Annotated in this window: 10 protein-coding genes and 1 tRNA gene; 10 read left to right on the top strand and 1 reads right to left on the bottom strand. The window is 59.2% G+C overall.

Annotated elements, in window-relative coordinates:
* Positions 1-8: 8 nt before the first annotated feature.
* From ACR9Y2_RS35055 to ACR9Y2_RS35045, 3 genes are all read left to right on the top strand, one after another.
* Complete coding sequence (locus tag ACR9Y2_RS35055) at positions 9-2,606, top strand: ABC transporter permease (RefSeq protein ID WP_435046556.1); 2,598 nt, start codon at positions 9-11, stop codon at positions 2,604-2,606.
* A 56-nt stretch (positions 2,607-2,662) separates the two neighbouring features.
* Positions 2,663-2,738 (top strand) — tRNA-Phe (locus ACR9Y2_RS35050).
* 306 nt (positions 2,739-3,044) lie between these two features.
* Positions 3,045-3,671, top strand: coding sequence for a recombinase family protein (locus tag ACR9Y2_RS35045; RefSeq protein WP_435046555.1), 627 nt, complete (start codon positions 3,045-3,047; stop codon positions 3,669-3,671).
* A 1,421-nt stretch (positions 3,672-5,092) separates the two neighbouring features.
* Here the strand turns inward: ACR9Y2_RS35045 and ACR9Y2_RS35040 are convergent.
* Positions 5,093-5,707 (bottom strand): hypothetical protein, encoded by a 615-nt coding sequence (locus ACR9Y2_RS35040; RefSeq protein ID WP_435046554.1) that lies wholly within the window; start codon positions 5,705-5,707, stop codon positions 5,093-5,095.
* A 710-nt stretch (positions 5,708-6,417) separates the two neighbouring features.
* Between ACR9Y2_RS35040 and ACR9Y2_RS35035 the strand changes: the two genes are divergently transcribed.
* From ACR9Y2_RS35035 to ACR9Y2_RS35005, 7 genes are all read left to right on the top strand, one after another.
* Entirely contained in the window at positions 6,418-7,260 is an 843-nt protein-coding gene (locus tag ACR9Y2_RS35035; RefSeq protein ID WP_435046553.1) for a hypothetical protein, read from the top strand.
* A gap of 470 nt (positions 7,261-7,730) precedes the next feature.
* Positions 7,731-10,544 carry a pyruvate, phosphate dikinase gene (gene ppdK / locus ACR9Y2_RS35030; RefSeq protein WP_435046904.1) on the top strand — a complete coding sequence of 938 codons (2,814 nt, stop codon included), beginning with the start codon at positions 7,731-7,733 and terminating at the stop codon, positions 10,542-10,544.
* 497 nt (positions 10,545-11,041) lie between these two features.
* Positions 11,042-11,572 (top strand): hypothetical protein, encoded by a 531-nt coding sequence (locus ACR9Y2_RS35025; protein WP_435046552.1) that lies wholly within the window; start codon positions 11,042-11,044, stop codon positions 11,570-11,572.
* 53 nt (positions 11,573-11,625) lie between these two features.
* On the top strand, positions 11,626-11,985 hold the full coding sequence (gene tnpA, locus ACR9Y2_RS35020) for an IS66 family insertion sequence element accessory protein TnpA (RefSeq protein ID WP_435040430.1): 360 nt from the start codon (positions 11,626-11,628) through the stop codon (positions 11,983-11,985).
* Between the two features lie 2 nt (positions 11,986-11,987).
* Positions 11,988-12,416, top strand: a complete 429-nt coding sequence (gene tnpB / locus ACR9Y2_RS35015; RefSeq protein ID WP_435044829.1) for an IS66 family insertion sequence element accessory protein TnpB — start codon at positions 11,988-11,990, stop codon at positions 12,414-12,416.
* Positions 12,417-12,430: 14 nt separating this feature from the next.
* On the top strand, positions 12,431-13,957 hold the full coding sequence (gene tnpC, locus ACR9Y2_RS35010; protein WP_435040429.1) for an IS66 family transposase: 1,527 nt from the start codon (positions 12,431-12,433) through the stop codon (positions 13,955-13,957).
* Positions 13,958-14,092: 135 nt separating this feature from the next.
* Positions 14,093-14,818, top strand: coding sequence for an HNH endonuclease (locus tag ACR9Y2_RS35005; RefSeq protein ID WP_435046551.1), 726 nt, complete (start codon positions 14,093-14,095; stop codon positions 14,816-14,818).
* The last annotated feature ends 1,115 nt before the right edge of the window (positions 14,819-15,933 follow it).

Here is a 15,933-nt window from a genome sequence, read left to right as displayed (position 1 = left end):
GGATCACGATGCCTACCCACCAGAAACCAGACAACGCGCTGTTTCGCGCCCTGTTATGGCTCTATCCCGCCGAGTTCCGGGACGAATACGGCCGGGAGATGTCGATGGTGTTCTCTGACCGGTACTGCTCGGCGTCGACGTCGGGCGCGCGGTTCAGGATCTGGTTTGAGGCACTGACGGGCGTGCTGATGGAGGCTCCGCGGGAGCAGTTTTCCGCGCTGAGCCAGGACGTGCGGTATGCATTGCGGACTTTGCGCAAGACACCCAGTTTCAGCCTGACGGCGGTGCTGACGCTGGCGCTGGCGATTGGCGCGACGACGGTGATCTTCTCGCTGCTGCACTCCATGCTGTTGAGGCCGCTGCCGTTCGAGAAGCCCGAGCAGATTGTGCGGGTCTTCAACACCTACGAGAAGCTGGGGATCACTAAGTTCACAACCTCGATTCCCGATTTCGTTTCGTGGCAGCAGCGAAGCCGAGGATTCGCGCAATTGGCCGGCTACACATCGCGGTCTGTGACATTGACCGGCGACGGCGAGCCGGACCATGCTGATGGCGCGGCGATTTCGGCCAACCTGCTATCGACGCTCGGCGTCCAGCCGGTGCTGGGGCGCGGCTTCGTGCCGGAAGAGGACAAGCCAGGCCGAGCGCAGGTGGTGATGATCAGCCAGGGGTTGCTGGACCGGCGCTACGGCGGGGATGCTTCGATGGTGGGCCGGACGATTCGGGTGAATGGGCAGGCGCGCACCGTAGTGGGCGTCCTGCCGCAACAGATGGGGTTCTCGTCGCGCATCGAGGTCTGGATGCCGCTGGCGCCCGACCTCAAGAGGGAGGAGCGCGGGAACCACTACCTGACCGTTTTGGCTCGACTCAAGCCGGGTGTGAGCCTGAGCGAGGCGCAGGCGGACTTGAACCGGGTTAGCGCTGAGTTGGGACGGGAGTTTCCGGGATCGAATGACGGGTGGGCGACGCGGCTGGTGCCCGCGCTGGACTGGATCGTCGGTCCTCAGTTGCAGACCAGCCTGTGGGTGCTGATCTCGGCCGTCGGGCTGCTGCTGCTGGTGGCCTGCGCCAACATTGCGAATCTGCTGCTGACCCGGGCGAGCGCCCGGCAACAGGAGATGAGTGTCCGACTGGCGCTGGGTGCGAGCAGGGTCCGGCTGATGCGGCAACTGCTGACGGAGAACATCGTGTTGGCGGTAAGTGGCGGTAGCGCCGGCCTGTTGCTGGCGGCGGTTGGCTTGGTGGGGCTGCAGAGGCTGCTGCCGGCGGGTACCCCCAGGGCGGAAACTCTGGCACTGGAATCACCCGTGCTCTTGTTTGCGTCGGCGGTCACGCTGGCTACTTCCGTGCTGTTTGGGCTTGCTCCAGCCTGGCTGGTGAGCAGGTCCGCCTTGAATTCGACCCTGCGCCAGACGGGACGAACGCACTCGGGCCGCCATCCGCTGCGGCAATCGCTGGTGGTTGGCCAGATGGCAATTGCGACGGTGCTGGTGATCGGCACGGCTTTGCTGCTGCAGAGCCTGGCCCGGCTGCAGGATGCACAGCTTGGGTTCCGGCCGGATCACCTGCTGGTGGCCTCGATCAACCTGCCGGAGTCGAAGTACCCGACGCAGGATCACGCGGCGGCGTTTTACCGGCGGCTGCTGCCGGAGATCCAGGCACTGCCCGGCATCACTGCGGCGGGGCTGACCAGCACGACTCCGATGAGCGGCGACGACACCAGCATGTCGGTGACGGCGGGTTCCGCCGCACCGCAGCCGCAGGACAAAGGGCGGCAGGCGTCGTGGCGCATCCTGTCTCCCGGGGCGCTGGAGACGATGGGCGTGGAACTGCGGCGCGGGCGGTTCTTCTCGCAATCAGACAGTTTTGAACAGAAGCCGATGGTGATCAGCGAGGGGCTGGCCCGCCGGCTATGGCCTGAGGGGACCGATCCGGTTCAGCAGCAGGTTCACCTGGGGAACGGCCAAGTCTTTACCATAGTTGGCGTTGCGGCGGACGTGCGGCACTCCGGACTGGGCGCGGAACCACCGCCCACGATGTATATGCACTCGTCCTGGTATCTGTGGCCCACGATGGTGCTGATGGTCCGCACTTCGGGTGATCCGCTGGCCATGGCCGGCCCGCTGCGTGCGGCGGTGCGGCGGATTGACCCGGATCAGCCGTTGTTCAAAATCCGATCGATGTCAGATATCGTGGCAGCCGATGCGGCGCAGCCGAAGCTGAGAACCGGACTGATGGCCGCCTTCGCGGTGCTGGCGTTGATCCTGGGCGGACTGGGGGTATCGGGGGTGGTGGCGTATGGCGTGGCGCGGCGAACGCGGGAGTTGGCCCTACGGATGGCGTTGGGTGCGACTCCGGGCCAGGTGCAGGGTAACGTGATGAGCAGCGGGGCTTTGCTCGCCGTGATTGGGCTGGCGGTGGGTCTGGCGGCGGCGCTGGCCCTGGGCCGGTTCCTGTCGAGCCTGTTGTACCAGGTGCAGCCCAATGATCCGGTGACGTTTTCGGCGATTGGCGCAACGCTGCTGGTGGTGAGCCTGCTGGCGTGCTGGCTGCCTGCGCGGCGGGCCGTTCGGATCGATCCTGCGACCTCGCTGAGGAACGAATAACAGGCGCGAAAGATGCGGATGGGGGCCGTGGTTTGCTAGACTACTGTTTAGCCGATGGCCAGGTAGCTCAGTTGGTAGAGCGCGGCCCTGAAAAGGCCGGCGTCGGCGGTTCAAGTCCGTCCCTGGCCACCATTTTTTCTGTTAGTTACGAGCCCTCCCGTAGTCAGACCTGTTCCGTTCCGTTCCAATTCCACGCTCAAGATGGCCCGGTGGAGTTCGCCTCAACTCGGAATGAAGCATTCCTGACAGCATCTCATTGGACTGTAGTGGAACAGCCTCCCTTCGAAGGGAAGGATGTCCCAAATGAACCTCACCCAAATCTCAACCGAGACGTGGGCCTCAATCGCAATCTTGGCGCTTCACGCCGTCGGATCCATAGCCTGGCACTGTGCAACCGCCATGCTGATGTTTCACTTCATGTTGTCGGGGATCTGAGCCATGACGATTCCGCGTGCAGCCCTCTACGCCCGCGTCTCCACTGACGACAAGGGCCAATCGCCCGACAACCAACTCGCCGACCTCCGTCGCTTCGCTCAAGCCCAGGGGTGGGAGATCACCTCCGAGTACTCCGACTTCGAGTCCGGCTCCAAATCAACTCGTCCACAGTTTCGTTCGATGCTAGACGCCGCTTCCCGCCGGGAGTTCGACCTCTTGCTCTTCTGGTCCCTGGACCGCCTCTCCCGTGAGGGCGCCCTGAAGACGCTTCAGATTCTAAATCAGCTCGCTCAGTGGGGCGTGGCCTACCGGAGTTACACAGAGGCCTACCTTGACTCGGCAGGGGTGTTCAGCGACGCCATAGTGGCCCTGTTAGCGACTTTGGCCAAGCAGGAGAGGATCAGGATCCAGGAGCGGGTGAAAGCCGGCCTCGACCGAGCCAGGCGGGAAGGTAAGCGCCTTGGCCGGCGGCCGACGGTACTACGCCGGGATGTGGTCGCCGACCTCCGGAAGTCCGGATGGTCCTGGTCACGAATCGCAAACGAGCTCGGAGTCCACCCTTCTGCGGTCAGACGAACTGCTAAACGACCAGGCCTTGTCGAAAACCCTCACCAGGAGGGGCCAGGATAATGAAGGAAAGACAACTGTTTCTCATACCCAAACCAGCCCTGTCGAAATCAGGTGGTTTCGACAAGGGCTCCCAGCAGGAGCAGCGGCAATCGAGAGAACGAAAGACCGGCACTGAGATTTCCAGGCCGCGGCCGAACCTGAGGGGTGAGGTGGGGCAAACCCCGCAGAGTCCAGAGCCAGCGCACAACTCCAACGATCACCGAAAGAGAATAAAGGGGCTCGAAGATGAAGGCACTGGTGATCCGGCACCCGTCATCCACTCACGATTCAACCCATCGCATGAAGAAGGAAAGAGGTCCCATATGGGTGGTGCCGATTGGGACCGGGGTCCGCAATCAGGTCGAATCGGAGCATCCGACTGGCAAGCTCGGAGGGATGGAGCCAGGGCGCCCACTCGGGCGGGGTCAAACATCGGGCAATCAGGTGGACAGGACAACGCACCGAGATCCGCTGCTCTCGACATGGCACGACGGGAAAGATGGCGGAAACTCGGTGATGAAACTCTTCAATCTCAAGGGCTTGGACTGGCGGAGAGGGCGGAGATTCGCCGGGACTACAGACGCCTCGTCGCTGGCGCCTCGCCTAGGCGATTCGCTCGCGTTGCAGCGTGGCTCGCATTCGGATCGCCAAGTATCTTGTCTCCGATCCAATTCCGGATTGCGTTTTGTGAGGCCATCACTGTCCCGGCAGCCGACCTTGAGCTGAACTGCACTGCTCGGAAGTTTGCTGAGTTTCTACTGCAACTTCTCCAGGGACGGGACGATGAAGACCGCATGCGGGTTCGACACCGCACTTTGGCGTCCCACTGTTGGATACGACTCAAGTACGGACGACACTTCGTGTAGTCGTGTGCAACTCAACGAGCAGGCCTCACCCGGCCGCCAGGAGAGCCCCACCCCACCGTTGGTTCAACCAGCAAGGCCGGCTGTGGAGCAATTTGGCGGACCTTTTGGGGAGAGGGAGCAGCGCACTCGCCTGATAACCTAGCCGTTTCCGAGAAACAACCGTGCCCAGATCTACCGGGATTCACGACCGAGAAGATCACAGGGATGCCAGATAAGGGCATCGGTGCGCTCGGCGCGGCAACCCACCGTGACAAATGAGCATCCCTGGGCTGTTCCAGCGGTCTGGGCCTCGGCTCGACCTGCAACCGCCCTACCGTATATACATATATATGTCATTACGTTCCCTCCGGATGGTGTCGGTTTCACCACGGATTCTGGGGGTCACTGGACAATCGCCTGTCCATTTCATCGATCCTTGTCACCGCTTAGAGATTGGCATTAAGCCCCATCTAATCTGATCCTTGTCCCGCCAGCAGATTGGTCTCTCGAGCTGTGGCGAATTCGAGCCAGGTTTTATTGCGCTCGCCATCTGCCACGCGTGCCAGGTAAATGTACACTCCTTGTCGCGGTGGGCGATCACCTGGTGAACCTGACGAGGTCCTTGAGACCCCGGCAGCAGAGTCGGCTATCTTGCGGTCCCACCTGGTTTGCTCGATCGGCCAGTCTTGTCAGGGTGTCCGACTGTTTTGAGAGTCGCAAGTACTTGGGGTGCGGTGTTCTGTATGAGTGGTGCGGGAGTGCCGGATGAATTACTCGCGAGAACGTTTTGTCGGTTTCAACCAGTCTCAACAGATCGAACGATGCGCGCAACCGGTCGTCGTACCTCGGGCCGGTGAAGAACACGACCACATCGGGACAAACAATCTCAATCTCGGTGGGCAGCAATCGAAGGGCACAGACGGCCTCTTCTACTTCTTGAGTGGGCCGTTCGCCATCTTGATCGACCTTGATCAGGTTGGACCACAGAAAGGAAGCCGCTGAAGACTCAGGATTAAGTTTCTCGTTCAACTGGTGAGCGGCCTGCCAAAACGGGCTGGCCCAGTATTCGCGGCCGAGGGCGAACCGATCATAGTTGTCCATTAGCCACTCGATTGGATCACTCGCGCGTTTGTCGACATCGCTCGACCAGCCGAACGTCTGCTGGCCGACAATCAACAACCGTTTACCCGTGCCGCCATACGCCTGAGGCACCTTGATCAGGTGGGGCCAAGAGACCCCTTCTTTTAGTTTCGCAAGCCACTTAGTTCATCCCAAGCTCTTGCATAGACCTCCTGCAAGGTGGAATTCATGGGCTCAATTGATGCGTCCGATATCATACGTTGCTCGATCACCGCAGTCGTGGTACTGAAGTGATGTCTCGAGAGCCGTGCCGGCTCGCTGTCAGCCTGTTCACACCGGCAGGTCCTGCCGCTCTTATCGGCACACGGAAAGGCAAGCATGAGGTTCCGAAGGAGACGATTGACAGAGCCGATCAAATCCGCTGACCGCACCCCCAGACACCCGATGGTGATTGCTTCTTCAATCCCTCGAGGAGCACTGCTCTCCGAGCATTCGCAATGCCCAGGCATTACCTCAGTGTGCACCGGCCTCGTACCGGCTGGAGTCCAGTAAGATCCACAATCCACGGACACAATGCGCAGAAGTCACACGGCCCGGGTCAAACCGTCACTCAAAATTGATGCTCGCTCAACTCGTGGCACACCGAGTCATTACGCTTTGGCAGAGCCAATTCCCACAAGGCCAAATCTCCCGAGGGGCTATACTGTCAATACAGCTGGGATAGCACAGCAACGAATCAATCTACTGCAATGCTAGCCTCCGAAGTGCGAAGCGCCTCCTCTGCAAGGTGATGTGTATGACGATGCGCGCAGGTTGATGCGCGATATGCTAAGACGATAGCGATGCCCACTCCTCGTCGTAAGCGAACCAACACGCCGTCCAATATTGCCTTGGCGATGGATGATGAGCCCCATCTCACGGCACGTTTCGAGCGGTGTCGAGAGCAAATCGAATGCACAGACCCCGCTCTGTGGATTAGACTTTCGGGGGTCGTAGAACTGATTAAGAAAAAAACAGGCGTTTCTATTAATATGGAGCCTGGAGTGCTGATATCGATGCTTCAATCAGAGCGCTTGCGATATGCAAACCTGCATGACCTCATCCAGGCGCAGCTCCTTGAGAAATACCCCAGAGAATGGCACTCAAAGCGGAAGGGAATTGACAATATTGTTTTTGGGACCGACGGCGAGAGCTTAGTATTTGGGGCGTTGAATCTTGGGACCGATGGTGTTTTTTCATATGGACCGTGCTGCGTCTATATTCACATGAATATGATCGCCAATGTCGTCTCATTTCTTGAGAGAAATTCTTTTGTATACTTTTCCCAGAATGGAGCGGCTGTTTCTGTTCACGTTCCACCTGGTACCCGGGCAGTTCGATCGACCGTGGCCCATCTTGCCGTTGTAAAACACATCCGCGATATGCAGCAGCTTACGGATGTCAGTCTCAAATGCCTTGCTAGAGTCCTTTTAACTTCACAAGGGGATAAGTTTTCAGATGAGTTTATTGAAGCTCAAATTGCTAAATCCGTAAAGAGTAGTATGTTTAAGAGTGTTGTGGTTTCGCCGCGCTTTCGGTATGGTGCTGCAGCGAACGGGCCTGTCGCGAGATCGGCTCGCCTAGATTATGAGCTACTCAGTGCGTACTTCCCAAATTTGCAGATCAATCTGGGAGATAACTCATGAGCGCCTCGCCTTCTGATTGTCAATTCCGTATCATTAGCCTTATGAACCCGGCAGGAATCGCGGTTTATCTCCATGACGGGATGCTGTACGAGTTCAATGTCATCACGGATGTAACTACGCAGTTACAAGTCAACATTAGTCGTGTTGCCAATTTTGGCCTAGGCATGCTTCAGTGTGATGTTTTGTTCACTGATCAGAAACTCCTGGAAGAATATGTCGAGAAGGAGTACCTTCGAACCAAGAGAGCTCAGTACCTTACGGCGATTCTGACACAAGAGCTGCAGGAAGCGCTACTAATTGAGATCCTAATGTTCCTGAGTGAGGCAGTCGTCGCAGAATTAGAGCTATCTAGTGAATTCATCCGCAGACTTTCCCGGATGATGGATCTAGGGCTATTCTTGAGGGCGAGCAGACTCTCAAAGAAACTGGCCCTCAGCAATGCGCTGACAGTCGTCGATTGGGAATCTGCCATTCAAGGAGCTGCTGATACAGGCCGTGCGTATGGCAATTCCAAATGCGTTTACTTCTTTGGTGGTGGTACGGCTGAGGGTGACGGCACGATGAAAGACTCGCTCGGTGGCAAAGGCGCAGGCCTTGCCTCCATGTGCCGAGCGGGCGTGCCGGTGCCCGGTGGTTTCACCATCATCGCCGACGTGTGTAACGTCTTCTTCGACAACAACAAGAGGGTGCCGAAGGAAGTCGACGAACAGATCTGGGAAGCTCTGGATCAGCTGGAAGCCCTGATGGGCAAGAAGCTGGGCGATGCGGCGGATCCGCTGCTGTTGAGCGTGCGCTCCGGCGCGAAGTTCTCCATGCCCGGCATGATGAACACGATTCTCAACCTCGGCCTGAACGACAAGACCACCAAGGGCCTGTCCGACAAGACCGGCAATCCCCGCTTCGCGTATGATTGCTACCGCCGTTTCATCCAGATGTTCGGCGAAGTGGCCTTCAACGTCGAGATGGAGCACTTCGATCATGCCTTCGATACCTTCAAGGCGAAGAAGAAGTACAAGCTCGACAGCCAGATGACCGCTGACGACCTCAAGATCATCGCCGAAGAGTTCAAGAAGGTCTTCAAGAAGTACGCCAAGCGCGACTTCCCGCAGGATGCCCACGAGCAACTGCTGCTTTCCCGCAACGCCGCGTTTATGTCCTGGTGGGCGCCCAAGGCGTCCTACTACCGCAAGATGGAGAAGATCTCCGATCGTCTCGGCACCGCCTGCAACATCCAGGCGATGGTGTTCGGCAATATGGGCAACACTTCCGCCACCGGGGTCGGCTTCACCCGTGACCCCGGTAGCGGCGAGAAGGTGTTCTACGGCGAATTCCTTGTCGACGCCCAGGGCGAAGACGTCGTCGCCGGCATCCGCACCCCGTCCCCCATCTCCGAACTCAAGGACTGGAACGCGGACGTCTACAGCCAGCTCCGCGACATCACGTCGAAGCTGGAGCTGTTCTACAAGGACATGCAGGAATTCGAATTCACCGTGCAGGAAGGTGTCCTCTGGATGCTGCAGACCCGCAACGGCAAGCGCACCGGCCCGGCCGCTGTGAAGGTGGCCGTCGACATGGTGACCGAAGGCCTCATCGACGAAAAGACCGCCGTCATGCGCGTTGCCCCGGCCCAGCTCGACCAGCTGCTGCACCCCGTGTTCGACTCCGCTTCCCTGAAGTCCCTCAGCAAGCTCGCCACCGGTATCGACGCCTCCCCCGGCGCAGCCGTCGGCCGCCTGGCCTTCACTTCGGAAGACGCTGTTGTGATGTCGGCGAAGTCGCCCGTCATCCTCATCCGCAAAGAGACCACTCCTGACGACATCCACGGCATCGACGCCTCCAAGGGCATCCTCACCGCCGTCGGCGGCAAGAGCTCCCACGCGGCCGTTGTGGCCCGCGGCATGGGTGTCCCCTGCGTCGTCGGCTGCGGCGCCCTCTCGATCAACGAGCACGGCAAGGTCGCAACCGTCAAGATGGCCGACAAGACCGTCACCATCAAGGAAGGCGACTGGGTGTCCATCGACGGCGCCACCGGCGGAGTCTATCTCGGCCAGGCTGCCACCAAGGATCCCGATCCCAATTCGCCCGTCTTCGCCAAGTTCATGAAGATGGCCGACGTGTTCCGCGGCAAGTTCGGTGTTCGTGCGAACGCCGACATCCCCCGCGACGCCAAGGCTGCCCGTGCGTTCGGCGCCGAAGGCATCGGCCTGTGCCGCACCGAGCACATGTTCTTCGCCGAAGACCGTCTGCCGCACGTCCAGGCCATGATCCTCACCGACAACGTGAAGGATCGCACCAAGGCGCTCGCCAAGCTGCTGCCCTTGCAGCGCAAGGACTTCGCCGGCCTGTTCGAAGCCATGAACGGCTTCCCGGTCGTCATCCGCACCCTGGATCCCCCGCTGCACGAGTTCGTCCCCAAGCGCGAAGAGCTGATGGTCGACCTCGCCAAGCTGCCCACCGCCGACATCAAGACCAAGAAGGAAATGCTGTCGCGCTACAAGAACTTCGCGCCCGACGTGAAGTCGCTCAAGACCGTGCTGCCCCAGTTGCTGCACCGCGTCGAACAGCTGCATGAGTTCAACCCCATGCTCGGCCACCGCGGCTGCCGTCTCGGTATCACCTATCCCGAGATCACTGAAATGCAGGCGCGCGCCATCTTCGAAGCCGTTGTTCAGGTCGCGAAGAAAGGCAAGACGGTCATTCCCGAAGTCATGATTCCGCTCATCGGCGGCGTCGAGGAACTCAAGAACCAGAAGAAGATCGTAAAGGCCATTGCCGAGGAGGTTCTGGGCAAGGCTGGCCTCAAGAAGCAGAAGTACATGATCGGCACCATGATCGAGATCCCGCGTGCCGCTCTCACCGCCGATCGCGTGGCCACCGAAGCCGAGTTCTTCTCGTTCGGTACCAACGACCTGACGCAGACCACAATGGGCCTCTCCCGCGACGACTATACGAAGTTCTCGAAGGAGTACGAAGAGAAGAAGATCTTCAAGAACGACCCGTTCGGCGTCATCGATCGCGAAGGCGTCGGCAAGCTGATCAAGATGGCAGTCGACCTCGGCCGTTCCACCAACCCGGAACTGAAAATCGGAATCTGCGGCGAGCACGGCGGTGACCCGAGCTCCGTCGAGTTCTGCTACCAGGTCGGCATGGACTACGTGTCCTGCTCGCCCTACCGTGTGCCGATCGCACGATTGGTAGCAGCTCAAACTGCCCTCCGAAGCACAGGAGCTGCATCGGGGTCCTCGGAGCATATGGCCATGGGGCTCTTCATGGCTGGTCGATGACTCGTCGTAGCGGGACTCCAATCGTGTGCGAAGAGGCAGGCAAGACCACTTCAAACGGCGGCTCGATAGGCATTTCGCGACTCGGTGCGGGCTACTCCCATTGCCACTATGCCTTCGCCGAAGCCCGGCGTTACTTAAACATCTGGACCCGACCGTCCAGCCCGAAGTGTCCACCAGGGCGATTGAAACACTTCTCCAATTGGCGAATATGTGGACACTTCGGAGAGCGTGAGTTTGACGACTATAATCAGTAGGCTTGGTTGCCGGCACCCGGGCATTCGACGGCGTCAGTTCCGAGAGGAGGCCGGGAGTTCTAACTGTCGCCCGTCAATCGTTGATACATTGATACGTGCCCAGCAGTAAGTAGCCGCAATCGGACCGCATTGCCCCTCCCTATCGATCAGTTCTCGCCATTTCACTCAAGCCTCAGGTCCACGCGTGCGCATGCCCTAAAATGGGGTTGGCGCAGCGCAAACGATATGATTCAACTTCCTTCAATGGGCACGGAACTCTCACTCGTCACTTCGGCCGACGAGATTCGAACGTCGATGTATGGCTTCGCGGCGCAAGCATCACAGCATGCCGAAACTGTGCGCAGTCTTCTCACTGGGACGCGCTACTGGGTGTTTGATCCGGTTTCAGGATCGTTCGGCCCATCCAAGTTTGTTGGGCTAGGAAGAATGACACTGCCTCGCTACGAGGCAGCTCGCAAAGACCTGCACGTAGGCGCCAGTTTCGACGGCAACCGGACAAGGCTTGCGATAGAGAAGTGCCTTAACGCCAGATTCCAGCCCGACGAGGCAATGATGGCGGCACTGGGGGAATGGGCGAAATCCCTCCTTTGTTCCCGAGGAGTAGACCCACTGGCGGGCATTGATCGCACAAAATGGGCATTCGTCTCATTGCCGGAACCAGAATCCATGTGCCGCACAGAATATGTTACTTCGTGGAAGTACGACACTTTTGAGAGTATGGCCAGAGGCACGCCGATAGAGCATGCTGGAAGCTCCCATTTCAATCGACTGTAAGCGTCTCAGCATCCCATCTATCCCCAAGTTGCTGAGCATGATTCAGTGGGCTCATGCATGAACAGCGATGGAATGGAAAGTTGCGGCGTCGCCGGACGCGGGCGGAGGCGGATCAGTTACTGGCCGAGTTTGAATCCAGTGGGCTTACTCAACGGGAGTTCTGCCAACTCCATCACATGAGTCTGTCGACGTTCGGCCGGTATCGCGAGCGGCAACGCAATGATCCTCGTTCCTCATCGGCACCCAACTGCCGCTTGGTCGCTGTGGAAGTCGCCGAGCCTAGCCAGTCTCGCTGCCAGCGCAACGGCAGCGGCCTGGCGATCGCCCTGGCCGCGGGCCGGCGCATCGAGATTGGCATCGGCTTCGATGCTCAGACCCTGCGCCAATTACTGCAGGCACTGGAGCTCAATTGAGCATGTTTTCCTGGGGTCCGGCCACCCGCATCTATCTTGCCGCCGGCGCGACCGATATGCGCAAGGGCTTCGAAGGACTCTTCGGACTCGTGCGCGACCGGCTCCAGTTGGAGCCCTTGAGCGGCCACGTCTTCCTGTTCTCGAATGCGCAACGGAACCGCCTGAAGCTTCTCATCTGGGACGGCAGCGGGCTTTGGGTTTGCACGAAACGCCTGGAGAAAGGTCGGTTTTGGTGGCCCGCCGCCGATGGCAATGAGGTCAAGGTGGTGTTGAGCTCCGAGGAACTGGCCCTCTTGCTGGGTGGGATCGACCTGGCCGGCAGCCGCCGCCGCGCCTGGTTCCGAAAGATGGTCCCGGATGACGGCGTTGAGCGGCAGAACCCACGCAATATTGACAGCAATTACGACACAATCAACCATAAGCAGGTATAATTGGTTTATTCCCCGTGAGCATTGAATTCATCCCACCCACTGCTCCCGACTCTCCCGAAGTCGCCGAATTGAAGCGCAAGCTGCAGTGGGCCAATCTGCGGATTCAGTCGCTCGAGGAACAGTTGCGGCTGGAGCGGTTGAAGAAATATGGACCGGCCAGCGAGAAGCTGAGCGATGCGCAGTTGAAGCTATTGGAACTGGAGCCGGGCGTCAGCCGCGAGGAGGTGCAGGCCGAGAGCCAGCGCCAGCCGCCGCAAGCGCCGGCAAGGCCACGCTACCAGAAGAAGCATCCAGGACGGCAGGAGTTGCCCGCCCACCTGCCACGAGTGGAAACGGTTATTCCGTGCGCTCCTGAGCGGTGTCATTGCGGCCACTGTGGGCAGGTGATGGACGTAATCGGATACGACGCAAGCGAGCAGCTCGACGTGGAGCCGGCCAAGTATTTCGTGGCGGTGACGAAGCGCGAAAAGCGCGCCTGCCGCCACTGCCCACAGGGCGGAGTGGCCATGGCTCCGGTGGCGGAGCGGATCATCGACAAAGGGTTGGTTAGCGACCGGGTGGTGATCGACACAGTGGTCGGAAAATATTGTGATCACCTTCCTTTGTACCGGCAGAGCGTGATTCTGGAGCGCGAGACAGGGCTGGATCTCACACGGGCAACACTCGACGGATGGGTGATGAGAGTCGGTGAATCCCTGATTCCCATCGTCGGTGCAATGGGCCGGGAAGTGCTTTCCGGCGGCTATATCCAAGCGGACGAAACGACAGTGGGTGTGCAGATGCACGATGGCCGGGGGCACAACCATCAGGCCTACCTTTGGCAGTACGGTCAACCGGGCGGTGGAGTCATCTTCGATTTCCGTTTAGGGCGAGGGCGCGAAGGGCCGAAGCAATTCCTTGGGCAATACGAAGGTATTCTGCAAACCGACGGCTACATTGCCTATGAAAAAGTGGGCGGGCCGAAAATGGTGCATGCCTGTTGCTGGGCTCATTCGAGGCGTGGATTCTACGAAGCGCACAAATTGAGCCCGGACGAACACATCGCCGAGGGCATCGTGCGGCTGATGGATGAACTGTTTGGGATTGACGCGAAAGCGCGGGCCGAGGGCCTGGACGTGGCCGCGCGGAATGAGTTGCGGCAGAGGCGTGCGCGTCCGCAGGTGGACAAGATCAAGGGGGCGGTCGAGTCGGCGATGGGAGCAGCATTGCCGTCCAGCAAGTTGGGCCAGGCGGCGAAGTACACGCTGGGGCTGTGGCCGAAACTGGTGTGTTTCCTGGAGCATCCGGTTGTGGAATTGAGCACCAATCTGGCGGAGAATTCGATGCGGCCGATCGCCCTTGGCCGGAAGAACTGGATCCACCTGGGAAGCGCAAAGGCGGGGCCGAAGGTGGCGGCGATTCTGTCGGTGGTAGAAACCTGCAGGCGGCTGGGCGTGCCGATCCGAGAATACCTCGCTGCCGTACTACCGGGCTTGAACGACGTAAGCATCCAGAAGATGCCGGAACTGACACCGATTGCTTGGGCTGCCAAGCGGAGATAGGCCCGCGTCCGCGGGCTTGTCAAGGTGGGGTGGTGAGACGCTTACAATCGACTGGCCGAGAATGACGTTGTTTGGGTCGTCACCATCCATCAAAGGCGACTCTTTCTAGTGTCACGGCTCGTTGTTGACCGCATAATGTCACGTGAGGAAGCGAGCCTTAACTGGCCTACTTCATGGGATGCCGAATATCATATTGCCACCGTACCTGGAACGGCAGAACCACTGAGAGAAATCGACATAACAGGTGTTCTCCGTGAGATCTCATTTCTGGGCAGTGCCGTACGCCTTCCGGCCGATTTTGGCCAATCCTTCCGCCAGCTTCGACGTCTGTCATCAGCTTCAGGCCGTTTGTTTAGGTCTGTCTGGTTCTCCGGTGAAACTCGCTCGCTGCTCGATGATTCACGACGGCAATTAGAAATCGATGACGAGTTCGATCCTCTGGACACAACGGATGCCAGACGAAGGGCCCTGACGTTGATCGTTCGTCGTCAAGGTCGGGGGGACTTTCGAAACGCCTTGATGGCGGCCTATGAGCGCCGATGCGCGATCACCGGATGCCAAGTTGAATCTGTGCTGGAAGCGGCACATATTCGGCCGTACCGCGGCCGTCACACAAACTCTGTGCAAAATGGACTTCTCCTCCGAGCGGACCTTCACACGCTCTTCGACTTACATTTACTTTCCGTCGATCCCGATAGCTGCAAGGTGATCCTGGCACCCGGATTGCGTGACAGTCAATACGCCGAGCTTCATGGGGTACCCATACGAGCTCCTTCATACGCTGCGGCTCAGCCGTGTAAGCAAGCTCTTGGTCTTCACCTTGCAGAAAGCGGTTTCGGAATGGATGTGTCCGATAAATGATGATGATACTCATCGGAGCGCCGAGCCGGTTCGCGGCGAAGGAACTCCCATAGTTAGGGAATCAATCGGCTGACTTGGTGAGAATCCGCACTTAATGGACTGTCTCGAGGCATCCAGCTCAATGGCGACTGGAAGATTCAGGCCGACTGGCGTGCACTTGCTTTGCGCGAGGCAGTCGATGACACAGCTGCGTGCCAGGCATTGAAGCGGTCACCCGGCAATAGCTTCGCCGCGCGGTCGATTCTGGTGATCGGCGACTCGTTCAAATCCGTTTTGTCGGCGTGCCTCCGATGGTGACGATAGATATTCGACGTTTCAGCACCGGAGAACTTAAGTGGTCCATAGGTCCCTTCGAGCCATTCTGTTGCGCCCGGCAACAGGATGGCTTACGCACGATTCGGCCTCAAGTGCTCTAGTCACACATCGACCTATCGACGTAGCGCTTCCTCCCACTCGGCGAGACCGTGTAGCAGCCGCCTCGAGGCCCGCGGATGTACCGCGATGAGGTCCTTGGGTGAGCCTCCCTACTCTGGAGCGCGGAGGCACCAGCAGAAAGAGGCTGACCGGTGACCTCAGCTGCGCCCTCACAGAGGGAATGATCCACATATCGTTTTCGGCCGCCGGCGCCAAGAGTGTAACATCCTCCACGCGGTCCTCGGACGTACTTGCTTGAGGGGGATGAGATACTCGCTTCGGAGCCTCCAGTGCCGGACAGAGGCCTACGGGCCGAGTGTTGTGGCGGCGCAGGGTCGCACATTGACCGGTCGACGTATCGCTTGTTGCCGCTCCTTGTTACCGTGTAACACCCACCCCGTGGACCCCTAATATACTGCGCCTGCGATTCGACTCCGAAGAGAATGAGCAGTGAAGCGATCGCGGCGAATTGGAAATGGGTCAAGGTCATGCAGTGCATTGCCAGCCTAACTGGCAGACGCGACTTCAGGTATAGCGGCATCACTCCTCACAGTCAAGATTTCAACTGCGATCTAGGCGGAATGAAAGGCACAACTTAGCCAAAAACCTGACCGAACGGCTGGGGACACCGAATGAGATCAGCAAGGCACCCTGCCGAGAACTCCGACTTGGCAATCCGTCCCGGCCTCGCCTTTAGGCTC

Source organism: Paludibaculum fermentans, from assembly GCF_051172195.1.
Classification (GTDB): domain Bacteria; phylum Acidobacteriota; class Terriglobia; order Bryobacterales; family Bryobacteraceae; genus Paludibaculum; species Paludibaculum fermentans_A.
Note: the sequence above shows the minus strand (reverse complement) of the source record. Positions and strands in the feature narration are given on the sequence as shown.